We start from the raw sequence: 14,603 nt of genomic DNA, 5'->3' as shown, positions 1-14,603 counted from the left end.
GTGGGTTTTAACCCACGGCGCGCGGGCCGCCCCCCTGGCCCCCGGGGGGCCCCCGGCCCCACGATCCGCTACGCGGCCGTCTGGAGCTCCCGGACGGGGATCGCGTGGACGACGGCCGGGGCCGCGTTGTCCTGCTCCGGCGTGAGGTGCGGACGCAGCCGCAGGGCCAGGGCGACGATCAGCAGCGTGGAGCCCGCCATGGCCGCGAGGTAGAGCGGCCAGGTGCCGGAGCCGACCAGCAGCACGCCGACGGCCGGGCCGACCGCGATGGCGATCTGCTTCACCAGGGCGTAGCCGGCGTTGTAGGTGCCGAGCAGCCGGGCCGGGGCGAGGTCGGCGACGATCGGGCCCATGGTGGGCGCGAGCAGCGACTCGCCGACGCCGAACAGGGCGTAGATCGAGACGATCGCGACCGTGGCGGCCATGGTCTCGGTCCGGATCAGGCCGGCCACGAGGGCCATCGTCCAGGCGCCGAGCCAGACCAGGCCGGCCGCGGCCATGGCGGTGGTGCGGCGGCGGCGCGCGGTGATCCGCACCATGAACATCTGCAGGACGACGATGGTCAGCGCGTTGGCGCCGATCGCGAAGCCCAGGGTGGAGGGCGCGGTGCCGACGGTGTCGGTGGCGAAGGCCGCGACGCCGGACTCGAACTGGCCGTAGCAGGTGAAGAAGATCAGCCCGGCGAGGACGCAGAGCCGCAGCATCGCCTTGTCCGCGACGAGGGCGCGCAGGCCGGTCGGGCCCTCGGTCTTCTCGTGGACGGCGGTCAGGTGCACCTTGGGGCTGTACCCCTTGGAAGCCTGGGCGGTGCCGGTGACCAGGGCGAGGCCGAGGAAGGTCGCCGCCTCGATCGTGAACAGCCGGGTGAGGCTGGCCGGGTCGGCCACGTTCACGATCTGTCCGCCGACCAGCGCGCCGATGCCCATGCCCAGGTTGACCAGGGTGAACTGCAGCGCGAAGGCGTGCGCCCTGGTCGCCGCGGTCGAGCAGCGGACGATCATCGTGGCGAGCGCCGGCTGGCAGGTCGTGACGCCCGCGCCGAACAGGAACGAGGAGACCAGCAGGGCGGGGGTGCCGGTGGCGTGCCCGAAGGCGAACGCGCCGGTGGCGGCGAGCGCGGTGCCGGCCAGCAGGACGGGCCGGGGACCGTACTTGTCGATGCCGCGGCCGGTGAACGGCAGGACGGCGAGCGCCGCGAGCGCGAAGACGGTGAACACCATCCCGGCCGCCAGCGAACCCAGCCCGCGCACCTGGTCCACGTACACGAACATGTACGGCATCGTGAACCCGCTGCCGAACGCGCTGAGCGCGTTGCCGATCTGGACGCGGCGCAGCGGGCCGCCCGCCCCGCGTCGCTGCTGCCTCTGCTGCTTCACCGTGCCGGTCACCGTGCACACCCCTTCTTGGAGATTCGACTGGATACTCTTAAGTCCAGAAGATTTCAGAGCTAAAGTTTGACGAGATAAAGTCTTAGCACCAGAAGAGTGTGGAGTCAAAGGCTTAAGAGATGCACGCCCCCGTGCGACACTGGTCCGCATGACTACGGACAAGCCCGCTCCGGCCAAGCCCAAGGAGCTCGGCATCGCCGAGCAGGTGGCCGTCTACCAGCGGGAGTTCCCCACGGTGGACCCGCAGGTGGAGACCATCGTGCAGACCCTGAACCGGGTCTCGCGGCGGATGGGGGTGGCCTACGACCGGCAGCTGACTGTGCTGGGGATCACGTCCGCGGAGTGGGAGGTGCTCAAGGCACTGGTGGTGTCCGGCAGCCCCTACCGGCTCGGCCCCGGCGAGCTGGCCAAGCGGCTCGGACTCACCCCGGCGGCGATGACGCACCGGATCGACCGGATGGTCGCCGAGGACCTCGTCACCCGGGAGCGGGACGAGTCCAACCGCGTGCGGGTCATCATCGAGCTGACCGAGAACGGCCGCGACAAGTGGCTGGAGTCGATGCGGATGGCGGCGGTGTTCGAGGAGGAGCTGCTCCAGGACATCGTGGGCGAGGAGCGGGCCGTGCTGTCGGCGCTGTTGGCGCGGATGCTGCGGCGGATCGAGGAGAGCCGCCCGGACGCGCCCGGACGCGCCGCGGACCTCGCGTAGTCCTGCGGGCCGGCAGGCTCCGGACACGGCTCCGGGGCCGCAGGCCCCGGGCACGGCTCCGGGGCCGCAGGCTCCGGACATCGCCCCGGACACGGCCCCGGACATGGCTCCGGCCCGCCGGGGGGATGGTCTCCCCCGGCGGGCCGGACGTCATTCGGTGCGAGGGTCCGTCAGGCCCTCAGCCACTCTTCGGGTCGCGCCCTGACGGTCGACGCAGTGGTGTCAGGGCCCGGGCGTCAGCAGGGGCCGTTGTCGGCCCAGACGCCCCACTGGCCGCTCTGGGTCGGATCCTCGCCCTTGGTCCACCACTTGTTGGTGTAGTAGTGGCCCTTCCAGGAGACCTTGGTGCCGCCGGCCGCGTAGGTGGTGTTCGGGTCCCAGCTCGGGGCGGCCGAGCAGGTGGCCGGGGCGGTCGGGGTGGAGGTCGCCGTAGCGGTGGCGGTCGCGGTGGCCGTGGCAGTCGCGGTCGCGGTGGCGGTCGGGGTCGGCGTCCCGGTGTTGGTGGCCGTCGCGGTGGCGGTCGGGGACGGCGGGGCCGGGCAGGCCGCGGCCGAGCCGTTGGTGGCGTTCACCATCGTGTCGAACAGGGAGGTGTTGGTCCCCAGGTCGTACAGCGAGAAGGCGAAGGAGCCGCCGAGGCCGTTGCAGTGGGCGTAGTCGAGCTTGGCCTGGATCGACCGGGCGTCCTCACCGCTCCAGAAGGTGGTGCCGTCGTAGAAGTACGTGGCCTTCGCGGCGTCGTCCCAGAAGGTCTTGGACGGGTTGTCGACGAAGCCCGTGAGCTCCTTGTACATCTGGATGCCGGGGACGTTGCCGGACATCGCGGCGCCGGCGGCGGGGTTGGCGGCGGGCTGGAACAGGCCGTTCTGGCCGTTGTTCGGGACGCCGGTCCAGCCGCGGTAGTAGAACGGCACACCCATGTTGATCTTGTTGGCGGGGAAGCCGCCGGGGATGCCGTAGTCCGGGTCGCCGGCCGTCCACGCCTTGACGGCGTTGTCGATCGAGTACTTGCCGTGGCCCGGCTTGGCCGGGGTCATCGGGTCGTTCGGGCCGGAGTAGAGCGGGGCCTGGTGGTTGGTCGGGCCCTGGGCGTCCCAGCCGCCGTGCATGTCGTAGGTCATGACGTCGAGGAACGTGAGGTACTGGCCGATCTTGTCGGTCTCGACGTTCATGATCTTGTCCTGGCCGGCGCCGACCGCCGCCGACAGGGCGTAGGTCTTGTTGTCGGCCTTGCCCTGCGCGTCCAGCTGGTTGCGGAACTCCTGCAGCAGCAGGGTGAAGTTCTGCTTGTCGGCCGGGCTGGAGATGTTGCCGGTGTGACCGCCGCCGCCCGGGTACTCCCAGTCGATGTCGACGCCGTCGAAGACGCCGGCCGCCGAGCCCGCGCCGCCGAAGCCGGCGTCGGTCGGCAGGTTGCCCTTGATGAACATGTCGAGGCAGGAGGAGACCAGGTGCTTGCGCGAGGCGTCCGTGGCGGCCGCCGCCGAGAAGTACTTGGAGTAGGTCCAACCGCCCAGCGAGATCAGGACCTTGAGCTTCGGGTTCTTCGCCTTCAGCTTCTTCAGCTGGTTGAAGTTGCCCGCGATCGGCTGGTTCCAGACGTCGCCGACGCCGTCGACCGAGATGTCCGCGCCGAAGCTCTTCTGGTAGTCGGCGAACGCGTCGCCCGCACCGTCACCCGCGTTGGGGTTGTTGTCGTTCGTGTCCGCGGCCTTGGTGGCCTCGAAACACCCCAGGTCGGTCGGGTGGATGTTGGCGAAGTCGTAGATCAGGTAGTCCAGCTTCCCGGCCACGCCGGTGTCCTGGATCGTCTTCGGGTAGTACCCGTTCGCGTAGATCGACCACTGGTCGAAGTAGGCGACCTTGATGCCGCCGCTGGTGGCGGGCGCGCCGGTGGAGTTGGTGGTCGCGGCGTTGGCCGCGCCGCCACCGGAGAGGGCGAGGCCCGCGCCGAGCAGCAGGGCGGCGGTGGTGCCGGCCGCGATCGCGGCCAGGCTCTTCGGGCGCCGACGGCGGACGCCTTCCTGAGCCGGGGTCCCGGCCCTTTCAATGCGTGAGCGCAGCATGGGTGCGTGACTCCTGGGTGTGGGGGTATCCGTCCGCTCCGGGGACGCCGTCCGGGGTGGGGCCGGACGACCGGGGCATGACAGATCAAGGAAGGGAATCGAGCGGGATCAGGCCGTGACGGACACCGGGATGTGCCGAACCGGCGCCGGTGACCACAGGGCCACTGACGCCGGTTCAGGGGCTCCCTGCACCTGGGCAATAAAAATGGACTAGACCAACTCGCCCGTCAAGAGGGGCCGTCGGGCCTTGAGCCGCCCTTAAGGTTCGTCTCCCCACCGACTCTCCCCACCGGCACCTCCGGCCACCTGCGGAAAGGCCCCTCCCTAGTAGCGGACGGCGTTCGCCACGACCGCCTTGACCGTTCCGGACAAGTCCCGGTTGCTCTTCGCGGTGGCCTGGGCGCTCTGCCCGGCGGCCACGTCGTCCAGGGTCACCGCCGTCGCGTCCTGCAACTGGCCGGATCCGTCCGTGAAGTCGACCTGGACGACGTACCGGTACGACTGCTGCCCGTGGTTGGTCACCGTCAGCTGCGCCTGCGCCGTGCCGTCCGCACCGACCGTGACCGCGCCCACCGCGACGTCGGCCTTCGCGTCCAGCCCGCCCTTGATCCCCGCCACGGCGGACGAGGCCGCCGAGAACGCCGCCGAGGCCTGCGCCTCCGCCGAGGAGAGCAGCGCACCGGCCCCGCCGGCCGCCGAGGCCAGCGCCGAGGCGGCGGATGCGGCGGCCGAGACGCCCTGCTCGATCTCGCCGGCGGCCGAGGACGCGACGCTGCCCGGGCTCTTGCCCGAGGAGCACCCCGCGAGGACCGCCGCGCCGGCCACCACGGCCGCCAACACCCCTGCCACGGCCCGGCGTTGGCGGCGCAGCAGCGGGGTGTCGGGCTGCCGCGCGGTGACCCTGCGGGTGGCCCGGGCGAGCGGCTGGCGGTCCATGGGCGGTCCCGTCCCTTCTGGTGTCCTCCGGCGCTCGGGCTGCCCGGCACGCCTCCCGGCCCACCCTCCGAGGCCCCGGGCGCAGCCGCCAGCGGGGTGATGCCTCCGGGTGAGTCGGACGGACCGCCCCGCCGGCGTCAGGACAGGCCCGGCTTCAGGACAGGCCCGAGCCCTCCTGCTCGTCCGCCTCCACCGCCGCCCGCTCCTCGCGCAGCCGTACGACGTGCCGGCGCCTGGCCACCACGCCGTACGCGGACGCGGCGCTCGCCACGAAGGCCAGCACGCCGATCCACGGCCGGTCGAAGGCGTGGCCGGTCACGTGGTCGAGCGAGTACCGGCCGGGGCCGGCCAGGCCCAGGGCCAGCCCGGTCGCGCCGAGGAAGGCCGGGTACTCGTAGCCGCCGGACATCACGAAGAAGCCGGCCGGGGCGTGCACCGCCACGGCGCCGGCCATCGTCCCGGCCACCACCGCGCCGGCCGCCGGCGTGGCCAGGCCGGCCACCAGCAGCGCGCCGCCGCCCGCCTCGCCGAGGCCGGCCGCGATCGCGCTCTCCCTGGCCGGGTGGAAGCCCATGTGCTCCATCGCCTTGGTGGTGCCCTCCAGGCCGCCGCCACCGAACCAGCCGAACAGCTTCTGGGTGCCGTGCGCGATCAGCACCCCGCCGACCGCGCCGCGCAGGGCCAGCAGGCCCAGGTCCCTACGGTTCAGACACATGTCGCAACCTCGTTCCCGCGGTGGTGGTCCTCCGTCCATGGGACCCGAGAGCGCGCACCCGTTCGAGCCGGGACCGCCATCCGGGCGAATCCGCCGCCGACCGGGAATGGACCGCCGCCCCGGCCCGCCGCCGCGGTCATGCTGAGCGGATGTTCGTCTTCAACCTGTCCAGCGCCTTCATCACCTTCTTCGCCGTCGTCGGACCGCCGAAGGTGCTGCTGTCGTTCGCCCGGCTGGCCCCCACCCGGAGCACCCGGGACCTGCGGCGGCTCGCCGCCTGGAGCACGCTCGTCTCGGCCGTGATCGGTCTGGTGCTCGGCTTCAGCGCGGACGAGGTCACGACGCTGTTCCACATCAGCGACCAGTCGCTGCAGCTCGCCGGCGGGACGATCTTCTTCGTCTACGCCGTGGCGCTGGTCTTCGGGATGCACCTCGGCGAGGGCGGGGACGACGACCACCTGCCGAATCCGATGCTGGACGGCTTCCGTGAGCTCCTGCTGCCGTACATCGCCAGCCCGCTCGCCGTCAGCGCCGTCCTGGTCGCCTCGCTCACCAAGGACGACTGGGGCTGGCGGGCGACCGTCGCCGGGGCGTACGTGGCCGTCGTGGTGATCAACTACGTCGCCGTGGCGGTGCTCGCGCCGTTGATGCGGCGCACCCATCGCACCTCGCTGGAGGTGCTGTCCCGGCTCCTCGGACTGCTGCTCGCGGCGGTGGGCGTGGAGCTGTTCCTGAACGGCCTGACCGGGCTGGGCGTGACCATGCTCGCGGGGCACTGAGCCGGGCACTGAGCTTTTTTGGGCACGGAACCGGTCACTGAACCGGGCGCCCGGCCAGGCCGCTCACGCGTCAGGCGGCGGCCAGGCGGGCCAGCACCTCGCCGATCCTCTCCCGCACCAGCGGGTCGGCGACCAGGCCGTCCGCGCCGACCGCCTGGCGGTCCAGCGGGATCCGGGCGCAGGCCTCGTCCACGATGGCCGCGCCGGTGTAGCCGAGGACGGTCCGCAGGGTGGCGACGGCGCCCTCGCCCCGGCCGGGGCCGGCGCAGTTGATCCAGGCGGCGGGCTTGTCGGAGACCTCGACCCCGCCGACCGTCCAGTCCAGCAGGTTCTTGAACGAGCCGGGCAGCGTGCCCGCGTACTCCGGGGTGCAGATCAGCAGCGCGTCGGCGCCCTCGATCGCCGCGCGCAGCCCGGTCACCGCCTCCGGCAGGGGGTCGGTGTCGTGGTCGGGGTTGAAGTGCGGCAGCGCGGCCAGCCCGTCGTAGTAGGTGGCGCGCAGGCCCGGGGCCTCGGCGGCGAGGGCGGCGGCCGTGCGCAGCACCGTCTCGTTGGAGGACCCGGCGCGGAGGCTTCCGGTCAGCAGCAGGATGTGACGCTCGTTCGTCATGCCGAGGAACCTACCCGCCGGAACCCTCGGCCGGGCAACGGGACTTCCCGGTGGTCACGGGCCTCACGGCACGACCACCGTCCGCCAGGGCACCGGGCTGGAGAGGATCATCGAGCTCGACGGCTGGCCGTAGGTGCCGAGCCGGTCGCAGAGCCGCTCGAACTCGGCCATCGTGGGCACCGCGACCAGCAGCACGCAGCAGGCCCCGCCGGTGACCCGGTGCAGCTGGAGGACCTCGGGCCAGGTCGCCACCTCCGGGTCGCGCAGCACGCAGCGCGGCCCGTAGCACTGGATCTGGACCAGCGCGGTGATCGGCAGCCCGGCGCGCGTGAGGTCCACGTGCGCGTGGTAGCCGGCGATCACGCCATCCGTCTCCAGGCGGCGGACCCGCTCGGCCACCGCGGGTGCGGACAGGCTCACCCGGCGGGAGAGTTCGTTGTACGAGAGCCTGGCGTCGGCCTGGAGCTCGGCCAGCAGGCGGCGGTCGACGGCGTCCATGGCGCCTCCCGGAGTGGTGGGAAAGTGTCCGAAATCGGCGGTCTTGTCGATCGTAAAGGGAATCGTCGCAACGCCTCGCGAACAACAGCCCGAGGGGCCGTTGCGGTGCCCGGCGGCCATTCAAACCGGGGCGGGCACCGCCGCACAATGGGGTCCCCCGGTGGAACCAGGCCGTCCGTCTGGTCACCGGGCCCGGGCCGCGGTGCCCGGACGTTCAGGAGGGATCGGGATGGGGCACGACACGGTGGAGACACCCAGCCTTTCGTTCGTCGGGGGCGGGGAGCCGGGTCGGGGCACCCCGTACGCCCGCTACGCGCGCCTGGCGGAGCTGCACTCGCTGCAGCACCCCCTCAGCAAGGCGCCGGCGGAGATGTCGTTCATCGTCACCACGCAGGTGATGGAGCTGCTGTTCGGCCTGCTGCGGCACGAGTGGACGCTCGCCCAGCAGGCGCTGCGCGAGGACGACCTGCCGTCGGCGCTGGCCGCCCTGCGGCGCGGCACGCACGCCCAGGACGTGCTGATCGAGTCGTGGGACCTCCTCGCCACCATGACGCCGGAGGAGTTCAACTCCTTCCGCGCGCTGTTCGGCGAGGCCTCGGGCTTCCAGTCCTCGGCCTTCCTGCAGCTGGAGTTCCTGCTCGGCAACAAGAACCCCGCGCTGCTGAACATGTACGCGGACGCGCCGCGGACGCGTGACGAGCTGGCCGAGGCGCTGCGCGCGCCCAGCCTGTACGACGACGCGCTGGCCGTGCTCGCCCGCCGGGGCCTGGCCGTCCAGCACCTGCCGTCCGAGCAGCGCCACCACGCCTCCGCGGAGGTCGCGGCGGCCTGGCGCCGGGTGTACACCGAGCCGGAGTACGCCGACCTCCAGCCGCTCGCCGAGGCGCTGCTGGACGTCGCCGAGCGGGTCACCCGGTGGCGCCAGCGCCACCTGAACGCGGTCCGGCGGACGATGGGCGGCAAGCCCGGCTCGGGCGGCTCCAGCGGGCTGACCTGGCTGCGCAAGTCGGCCGACCAGGACGTGTTCCCGGAACTGTGGTCCATCCGGGACGAGATGTGAGCGAGGGGCAGGACATGGGCACGGGCAAGATCACGGGTGCGCTCACGCGCGAGGAGTGCGCGGAGCTGGACGCCGTCGACCCGCTGGCGGCGTTCCGCAAGGAGTTCGCGCTGCCGGACGGGGTGATCTACCTGGACGGGAACTCGCTGGGCGCGCTCCCGGTGCGCACGCCCGAGCGGGTGCGCCAGGTGGTCGAGGAGGAGTGGGGCCGCGACCTGATCCGCAGCTGGAACGACGCCGGCTGGTTCGAGCAGCCGTACGCGCTCGGCCGCCGGATCGCGCCGCTGATCGGGGCAGGCGCCGACGAGGTCGTGGTCTGCGACACCACGTCGCTGAACCTGTTCAAGGTGCTCACCGCGGCACTGCGGCTGCGCCCGGGGCGTGGCACGGTGCTCGGCGACGGCGAGGCGTTCCCGACCGACCTGTACATCGCCGAGGGCGTGACCGGTCTGGTCGAGGGCGCGCGCAGCGTGCTGATCCGGCCGGAGGAGCTCGACGCGCACCTCGACGGGGACGTCGCCGCGGTCGTCCTGTCGCACGTGGACTACCGCACCGGCGAGCTGCTCGACATGGCCGGCATCACCGCGCGCGTGCAGGCCGCGGGCGCGCTGATGATCTGGGACGTGTGCCACTCGGTGGGCGCCCTGCCGGTCGAACTCGGCGCCGCGGGCGTGGACTTCGCGATCGGCTGCACCTACAAGTACCTCAACGGCGGCCCGGGTGCGCCGGCCTTCCTGTACGTCGCCGAGCGACAGCTGGCGGCCGGCCCGCTGCAGCCGCTGAGCGGCTGGTTCGGCCACGCGCGACCGTTCGCGTTCGAGCCCGGGTACGACCCCAAGGCGGGCATCGGGCGGTACCTGTGCAGCTCACCCTCGCTGCTCGGCCAGGCCGCGCTGGGCGCCAGCCTGGACGTGTGGGAGCGCGCCGACCTGGCGGCCGTGCGGGCGAAGAGCCTCGCGCTGACCGACCTGTTCATCGCGCTGGTCGAGGGCCTGGACGGGATCGAGGTGGCGACCCCGCGCGAGCACGCCCGGCGCGGCAGCCAGGTCGCGCTACGGTTCTCGGACGGCTACCCGGTGGTGCAGGCGCTGATCGCGCGCGGCGTGATCGGGGACTTCCGCGCGCCGGACCTGATGCGCTTCGGGTTCACCCCGCTCTACCTGTCCCACACCGATGTCTGGGACGCGGCACGGCAGTTGGCCGAGGTGCTGGAGAGCGGCGAGTGGCGGCAGGAGCGGTTCTCCCGCCGCGGCGAGGTGACCTGACCGAGGTGACATGACCGCGGCGAGGTGACCCGACCGGAGCAGTGACGAAGGTCATGCCCGGGTAAAGTTCCGTGCTCAACCCCTGTGGGGAAGCTCCCCTGTGACCGTTCGTCGGAACACAGGGGAGGTCACATGAAACTCGAACTCGGCCCGCTCCAGCCGGATCCCGGCCAGTTGGCCCTCGGACTCGCCCTGCTCTTCCTGATGGTGGGCGCCCTGGGGCGCGGCATCATCCCGAGGATCGAGCGGGTCCGTGCCGAGCGGTGGGAGGCGACCGAGGGCCGCGCCGAGCGGGCCGAAGCCGTCCGCGCCGAGGCGGAGGCCGTGCACGACGCCGTCCGGCAGCAGCTCGCGGACGCCCGGCACGAGGCCTCGCGGATCCGCCAGGAGTACGCGGAGCAGGGGGCGGCGGCCATCGCGACGGCCCGCGAGGAGGCCCTCCGGGACCGCGACCGGCTGGTCGCCGCCGCCCACGCCCGGCTCGCTTCCGACCGGGAGCTGTCGGCGGCCCGACTGCGGGACGACGTCGGCGAGTTCGCCGTCGACCTGGCCGGCCGGGTGGTCGGCGAGTCGGTGGCCGCGGTCGCCGCCCGGCGCGGCACGGTGGACCGGTTCTTCGCGGAACGCTGACCACACGGCCGGTGGCAGGCCCCTCGCCCTCCCGCGAGGGGCCTTTTCGCGCTGCACGGACGGTGACACGGCTCGGGCCGCCCGGTCGCGGATGACCGGGCGGCCCGTGGTGCCGTGAGGCGGTTGGCTGAAAGGCGGTTGGCCGAAAGGCGGTTGGCCAAAAGGCGGTTGGCCGTAAGGCGGTTAGCCGTGGCGGCCTCGGCGGCGGGCGGCCAGGACGGCGAGGCCGCCCAGGGCGAGCAGGCCGACGCCGGCGGCGCCGAGGACGACGGGGGCGTTGCCCGTGCCCGTCGACGGCAGCTCACCGCCGCCGTGGTGGTGGCTGGACTCGTGTCCGGTCGGGTGCGAGCTGGTCGGAACCGGGCCCGAGGTGGACGAACTCGGCGAGGGCGAGGTGGTGGTGGCCGACGGCGACGTGGTGCTCGCGGTCGGGGACGGCGGCGTCGGAGCGTGGTCCGTGGAGGTCGGGGCCGTCGGGGACGGCGACGGAGAGTGCGTCGGCGACGTCGGGGAGGGGGACGGCGAGGGCGACGGGGACGGCGAGTTGGACGGTGAGTTGGACGGCGACGGGCTCGGCGTCGTCCGGCAGTCCGGCAGGTCCCCGTCGAACGGGTAGCTGTGGATCTCGTAGCCGCCGGTGCCGGTCTGGATCAGGTTGCCCGCGACGTACACCCGGCCGTTCATGCCCGGCTCGGCGATGGTCGTCGTCCCGCCCGGGTTGCCCGCCAGGACGGATCCCTGGAACTGGGCGCTGCCGAGGAGCTGGGCCGTGGTCGCGGTCGGGAAGTTGTACATCAGCTTCGAGCGCATGTCGGTGGTCTGGTCCCCGGCCAGACCGGTGCCGGTGTAGGTGTTGATGACCGGGTTGTCCCCGAGCATGTTCACCACGACGGTGGCCCCGGCCGGGACGTTGTTGAAGACCAGGCCGATCTGGCCGCCGCTGGGCCCGGTGAGGTTCCGGGTGACGTTGAAGACCTGCTTCGTGCTGGTCCCATCGCCGGTGAAGGTGGCCTGGCTGGAGGAGACGTCGACGGTGCCCGTCGCGGCGGCCCGCCCGACGCAGTCCGAGATCTCCTCGATCTGCGTCAGCACCGTCTGGTACGGCGCCGCCGCGTTCGGGTCCTGGATCGAACTGCCGGTGGGGTCGATGCTGACGGTGCCGGTGACGCTGCCGGCGTGGCGCAGGTTCCCGAACGCCGGGCCATGGGAGTCGCTGCCGCCGATCAGGATCGAATTGCCGCTCTTCACGTCGACGTTGCCGCCGACGGTCACGAAGTCGCTGCCGTTGGGCGGCACGACGCGCGAGCCTACGCCGACGACGCCCATGTTGAAGACGCCGCCGCCGTTCTTGTCGATGGTCAGGTTCCCCAGCGTGACGATCTTGCCCTCGGCCTCGGCGGCGCGCCCGTTGACGGTGTAGTCGCCGCCGGCGAAGACGTTGATCGTGGCATCACGGCCGGTGAAGTCGCCGTTGTTCGGCGCCGGCCAGGTGGACGGGCAGTCGGGCCCGGTGCAGGCGCCCAGCGGCGGCGCCAGCGGCGCGGCCGAACCGACCGTCAGCACGGCGGCCATCGGCACCGCGGCGAAGGCGGTGGCGACGGCGATCCGCACGGCCCTGCGTCCGCGGGGCCGCGGCCGCTCCACGGTGGTCGTCCTGTGATCCGGCGTACCGGTGCCCTGACCCATCGACACTTCCTCCGCACATGAATCCGCACATGAAGAAGGGCAGGTCGCTCGGCCTGCCGCCTTCCGTTGATTTCCCATCGATCCCACAGATCCGGGACATCCAACCGCAAAGCGGACGATTCACACCCTATGCACTCTCAGATCCGACCCGGGTCTCCGTCGAACGGCCGAGCGGGTCGGACGGGCCCCGGGGTGCGGGCCCATGGCCTAGGTTGGGGACATGACCCCCGAGGACCACGACCGGCGCCAGGACCGGCCCGCCCCGCTCGTCGCCGTCGCCTCCGCCGAGGCCGTCCTGCGCCGGCCGGAGGTGGGCGAGCACCTGCTCACCGACCTCGAACGGCAGCGCGCGGCGCGCTTCCGGACGGAGACCGGGCGGGCCGACTTCACCGCCGGCCACCTCCTCGTCCGGCTCTGCGCCGCCCGGCTGCTCGGCGTCCCGGCCGACGGCCTCGTCCTCGCCCAGCAGTGCCCGGACTGCGGCCGGGCCGACCACGGCAAGCCGTTCCTCCCGGACCACCCGGACGTGCACGTGAGCCTCTCGCACACCCGGGGCGTGGTCGCCGCGGCGGCCGGCTTCGAAACCGTCGGCGTCGACGTCGAGCTCGCCGCGCGCGGGCGCTCCCTGAACGAGGTCGCGCAGCGGGTGCTCACCCCGGCCGAGCTGGCCCTGGTCCAGGCGGCCGCCGAGCCGAACCTGGCCTTCCTGCGGCTGTGGGTGCGCAAGGAGTCGCTGATCAAGATCGGACGGACGACCATGGACACGCTGGCGTCGGTCGACCTCTCCGCCCTGCCGCTGGCCGTCCCGGCGCACGGACCGCTGCGCAGCCACTACCGGGACCTGCACTTCCTCGACTGGACGGACCCGGTGCACGGCGCGGCGGTGGCGGCGGTCAGCACAGCCGAACCGCAGGTCGTGGAGCTGACGGCCGGGGGCTGACCCGCGCGGTGGGCGCCGGGGTAAGCGGTGTTAGCGTGCCTGGTCGGGCGCCGGACCGCGGACGCCCCGCCGAATCGCTGCCCACCGCCGGATTAAGGGTGTCCCCGCCATGGCCAAGTTCCTGCTGAGCCTGCACGTCCTCGCGTCGGTCCTGTTCATAGGCCCGGTCGCGGTGGCCGTCAGCATGTTCCCGCGCCGTGCGAAGGCGGCGCTGGCGGGCGGGCCCGACCGGGCCGCCGACGCCGGGGTGCTGCGGATCCTGCACCGGATCACCCAGGTCTACGCGCTGCTGGGGGTGGCCGTGCCGGTGCTGGGCATCGGGCTTGCCCAGGTGATGGACGTGATCGGGCAGTCCTGGCTGATCGTCTCGATGGTGCTGACCGCGGTCGCCGCGCTCTCGCTGCTCCTCTTCGTGCTGCCCGGCCAGCAGGCCGCCGTCGACGCGCTCGCCCCGGAAACCGGGGACGAGCAGCGCGAGAAGGCCGTGAAGGGGCTGAAGACGCTGCCGATGACGGCCGGCGTTTTCAACCTCCTGTGGGCGGTCGTCGTGGTGCTGATGGTCATCCGGCCGGGGTCGAGCACCGGCGTCTGACCCACGCGCTAGGTTCCCAGGCGCCCTAGGTTCCCAGGCGCCGGAGGGGGACACCGGCCCGCTTGACCGCGCGCGCGACGATCGCCGTCTCGGCGCGCGTCACCCCGAGCGGGCCGAGGGTGTCCGTGACGAACCGGTAGAGCCCGGCGTGGTCCGGGCAGAACACCGCGGCCATCAGGTTCGTCGGCCCGCTGGTCGCGAGCACCCCGTGCACCTGCGGGTGCCGGGCCAGGGCCGCGCCCGTCGCGGCGAGCCGGCCGGGCGGCACGTCCAGCCAGAGGTTGGCGTCCACGGCCAGGCCGAGCAGCCAGGGGTCGACGGTGGCGTGCGTGTGCAGCAGCCCGGCCTCGTCGAGGCGGTGCAGGCGGCGGCGGACGGTCGACTCGGGTGCGCCGACGGCCGCGGCGAGGGCGGCGTGCGGCTGCCGGGCGTCCTCGGTGAGCCGGTGCAGCAGGGCGCGGTCCAGCTCGTCCAGCGGCGGGGGCGTCCGCGGGCGCGGCACGGCGGGCCGGGCGAGCGCGGCGGTCTCGTCCGCGTCGAGGTACCCGGCCTGCCACTGCCCGGCGTCGGCGAAGGCGTGCAGGACGGCGTGGGTGGTGGTCTCGGCGACGGCGGCGGTCGCGGGCAGCTGCCCGTACAGCAGGCGGTCGCGGGCGCCGGCGTCGCTCAGCATGACGGCGCCGATCTCCTGGCCGCCGAGCATCACGTCGACGAAGGGGACGTCCGGGC

Annotated in this window: 15 protein-coding genes; 7 read left to right on the top strand and 8 right to left on the bottom strand. The window is 72.9% G+C overall.

The features are described 5' to 3' along the window. Window positions 1-68: 68 nt before the first annotated feature. A complete protein-coding gene (locus tag AB0O00_RS16300; RefSeq protein ID WP_363652245.1) occupies window positions 69-1,376 on the bottom strand; it encodes an MFS transporter in 1,308 nt (435 codons plus the stop codon). A 160-nt stretch (window positions 1,377-1,536) separates the two neighbouring features. Here AB0O00_RS16300 and AB0O00_RS16295 point away from each other — a divergent pair, with 160 nt between their 5' ends. Then, a complete protein-coding gene (locus tag AB0O00_RS16295) occupies window positions 1,537-2,097 on the top strand; it encodes a MarR family transcriptional regulator (protein ID WP_363652243.1) in 561 nt (186 codons plus the stop codon). Between the two features lie 236 nt (window positions 2,098-2,333). Here the strand turns inward: AB0O00_RS16295 and AB0O00_RS16290 are convergent, their stop codons facing one another. The 3 genes from AB0O00_RS16290 to AB0O00_RS16280 form a co-directional block, all read right to left on the bottom strand. Next, on the bottom strand, window positions 2,334-4,163 hold the full coding sequence (locus AB0O00_RS16290) for a glycosyl hydrolase family 18 protein (RefSeq protein WP_363652241.1): 1,830 nt from the start codon (window positions 4,161-4,163) through the stop codon (window positions 2,334-2,336). Window positions 4,164-4,487: 324 nt separating this feature from the next. Continuing rightward, window positions 4,488-5,099, bottom strand: a complete 612-nt coding sequence (locus tag AB0O00_RS16285) for a hypothetical protein (protein WP_363652239.1) — start codon at window positions 5,097-5,099, stop codon at window positions 4,488-4,490. A 154-nt stretch (window positions 5,100-5,253) separates the two neighbouring features. Continuing rightward, the gene (locus tag AB0O00_RS16280) at window positions 5,254-5,814 is read right to left on the bottom strand and encodes a DoxX family protein (protein ID WP_363652237.1); all 561 of its coding nucleotides are present in this window, start codon (window positions 5,812-5,814) and stop codon (window positions 5,254-5,256) included. A 149-nt stretch (window positions 5,815-5,963) separates the two neighbouring features. On the opposite strand from AB0O00_RS16280, the gene AB0O00_RS16275 reads away from it, so the two are divergent. After that, window positions 5,964-6,593 carry a MarC family protein gene (locus AB0O00_RS16275; RefSeq protein WP_363652235.1) on the top strand — a complete coding sequence of 210 codons (630 nt, stop codon included), beginning with the start codon at window positions 5,964-5,966 and terminating at the stop codon, window positions 6,591-6,593. 70 nt (window positions 6,594-6,663) lie between these two features. Here AB0O00_RS16275 and AB0O00_RS16270 read toward each other — a convergent pair whose 3' ends face one another. Further along, window positions 6,664-7,203: an NADPH-dependent FMN reductase gene (locus AB0O00_RS16270; protein WP_363652233.1), complete on the bottom strand. Its 540-nt coding sequence runs from the start codon at window positions 7,201-7,203 to the stop codon at window positions 6,664-6,666. Window positions 7,204-7,266: 63 nt separating this feature from the next. Then, on the bottom strand, window positions 7,267-7,701 hold the full coding sequence (locus tag AB0O00_RS16265) for an Lrp/AsnC family transcriptional regulator (protein ID WP_363652232.1): 435 nt from the start codon (window positions 7,699-7,701) through the stop codon (window positions 7,267-7,269). Between the two features lie 229 nt (window positions 7,702-7,930). Between AB0O00_RS16265 and AB0O00_RS16260 the strand changes: the two genes are divergently transcribed. The 3 genes from AB0O00_RS16260 (at window position 7,931) to AB0O00_RS16250 (ending at window position 10,656) form a co-directional block, all read left to right on the top strand. Further along, window positions 7,931-8,761 carry a tryptophan 2,3-dioxygenase family protein gene (locus tag AB0O00_RS16260; RefSeq protein WP_363652230.1) on the top strand — a complete coding sequence of 277 codons (831 nt, stop codon included), beginning with the start codon at window positions 7,931-7,933 and terminating at the stop codon, window positions 8,759-8,761. 14 nt (window positions 8,762-8,775) lie between these two features. Further along, window positions 8,776-10,026, top strand: coding sequence for a kynureninase (gene kynU, locus AB0O00_RS16255; RefSeq protein WP_363652228.1), 1,251 nt, complete (start codon window positions 8,776-8,778; stop codon window positions 10,024-10,026). A 132-nt stretch (window positions 10,027-10,158) separates the two neighbouring features. After that, window positions 10,159-10,656, top strand: coding sequence for a hypothetical protein (locus tag AB0O00_RS16250; protein WP_363652226.1), 498 nt, complete (start codon window positions 10,159-10,161; stop codon window positions 10,654-10,656). Between the two features lie 183 nt (window positions 10,657-10,839). On the opposite strand, the gene AB0O00_RS16245 is transcribed toward AB0O00_RS16250, so the two are convergent. Beyond that, entirely contained in the window at window positions 10,840-12,267 is a 1,428-nt protein-coding gene (locus tag AB0O00_RS16245; protein WP_363652224.1) for a choice-of-anchor A family protein, read from the bottom strand. 295 nt (window positions 12,268-12,562) lie between these two features. On the opposite strand from AB0O00_RS16245, the gene AB0O00_RS16240 reads away from it, so the two are divergent. Both AB0O00_RS16240 and AB0O00_RS16235 read left to right on the top strand, forming a co-directional pair. Beyond that, a complete protein-coding gene (locus AB0O00_RS16240; protein WP_363652222.1) occupies window positions 12,563-13,282 on the top strand; it encodes a 4'-phosphopantetheinyl transferase superfamily protein in 720 nt (239 codons plus the stop codon). Between the two features lie 109 nt (window positions 13,283-13,391). Then, on the top strand, window positions 13,392-13,874 hold the full coding sequence (locus AB0O00_RS16235) for a DUF2269 family protein (protein WP_363652220.1): 483 nt from the start codon (window positions 13,392-13,394) through the stop codon (window positions 13,872-13,874). 25 nt (window positions 13,875-13,899) lie between these two features. On the opposite strand, the gene AB0O00_RS16230 is transcribed toward AB0O00_RS16235, so the two are convergent. Continuing rightward, the coding region (locus tag AB0O00_RS16230; RefSeq protein WP_363652218.1) for an Lrp/AsnC family transcriptional regulator at window positions 13,900-14,603 on the bottom strand (704 nt) is incomplete at its 5' end.

The sequence above is a fragment of the Kitasatospora sp. NPDC093558 genome, assembly GCF_040683475.1.
GTDB lineage: Bacteria > Actinomycetota > Actinomycetes > Streptomycetales > Streptomycetaceae > Kitasatospora.
Note: the sequence above shows the minus strand (reverse complement) of the source record. Positions and strands in the feature narration are given on the sequence as shown.

Coding starts and splice junctions, on each gene's coding strand:
- AB0O00_RS16295 (WP_363652243.1), top strand. CDS start 1,537: ATGACTACGGACAAGCCCGCTCCGGCCAAGCCCAAGGAGCTCGGCATC.
- AB0O00_RS16290 (WP_363652241.1), bottom strand. CDS start 4,163: ATGCTGCGCTCACGCATTGAAAGGGCCGGGACCCCGGCTCAGGAAGGC.
- AB0O00_RS16285 (WP_363652239.1), bottom strand. CDS start 5,099: ATGGACCGCCAGCCGCTCGCCCGGGCCACCCGCAGGGTCACCGCGCGG.
- AB0O00_RS16280 (WP_363652237.1), bottom strand. CDS start 5,814: ATGTGTCTGAACCGTAGGGACCTGGGCCTGCTGGCCCTGCGCGGCGCG.
- AB0O00_RS16275 (WP_363652235.1), top strand. CDS start 5,964: ATGTTCGTCTTCAACCTGTCCAGCGCCTTCATCACCTTCTTCGCCGTC.
- AB0O00_RS16270 (WP_363652233.1), bottom strand. CDS start 7,203: ATGACGAACGAGCGTCACATCCTGCTGCTGACCGGAAGCCTCCGCGCC.
- AB0O00_RS16265 (WP_363652232.1), bottom strand. CDS start 7,701: ATGGACGCCGTCGACCGCCGCCTGCTGGCCGAGCTCCAGGCCGACGCC.
- AB0O00_RS16260 (WP_363652230.1), top strand. CDS start 7,931: ATGGGGCACGACACGGTGGAGACACCCAGCCTTTCGTTCGTCGGGGGC.
- kynU (WP_363652228.1), top strand. CDS start 8,776: ATGGGCACGGGCAAGATCACGGGTGCGCTCACGCGCGAGGAGTGCGCG.
- AB0O00_RS16250 (WP_363652226.1), top strand. CDS start 10,159: ATGAAACTCGAACTCGGCCCGCTCCAGCCGGATCCCGGCCAGTTGGCC.
- AB0O00_RS16240 (WP_363652222.1), top strand. CDS start 12,563: ATGACCCCCGAGGACCACGACCGGCGCCAGGACCGGCCCGCCCCGCTC.
- AB0O00_RS16235 (WP_363652220.1), top strand. CDS start 13,392: ATGGCCAAGTTCCTGCTGAGCCTGCACGTCCTCGCGTCGGTCCTGTTC.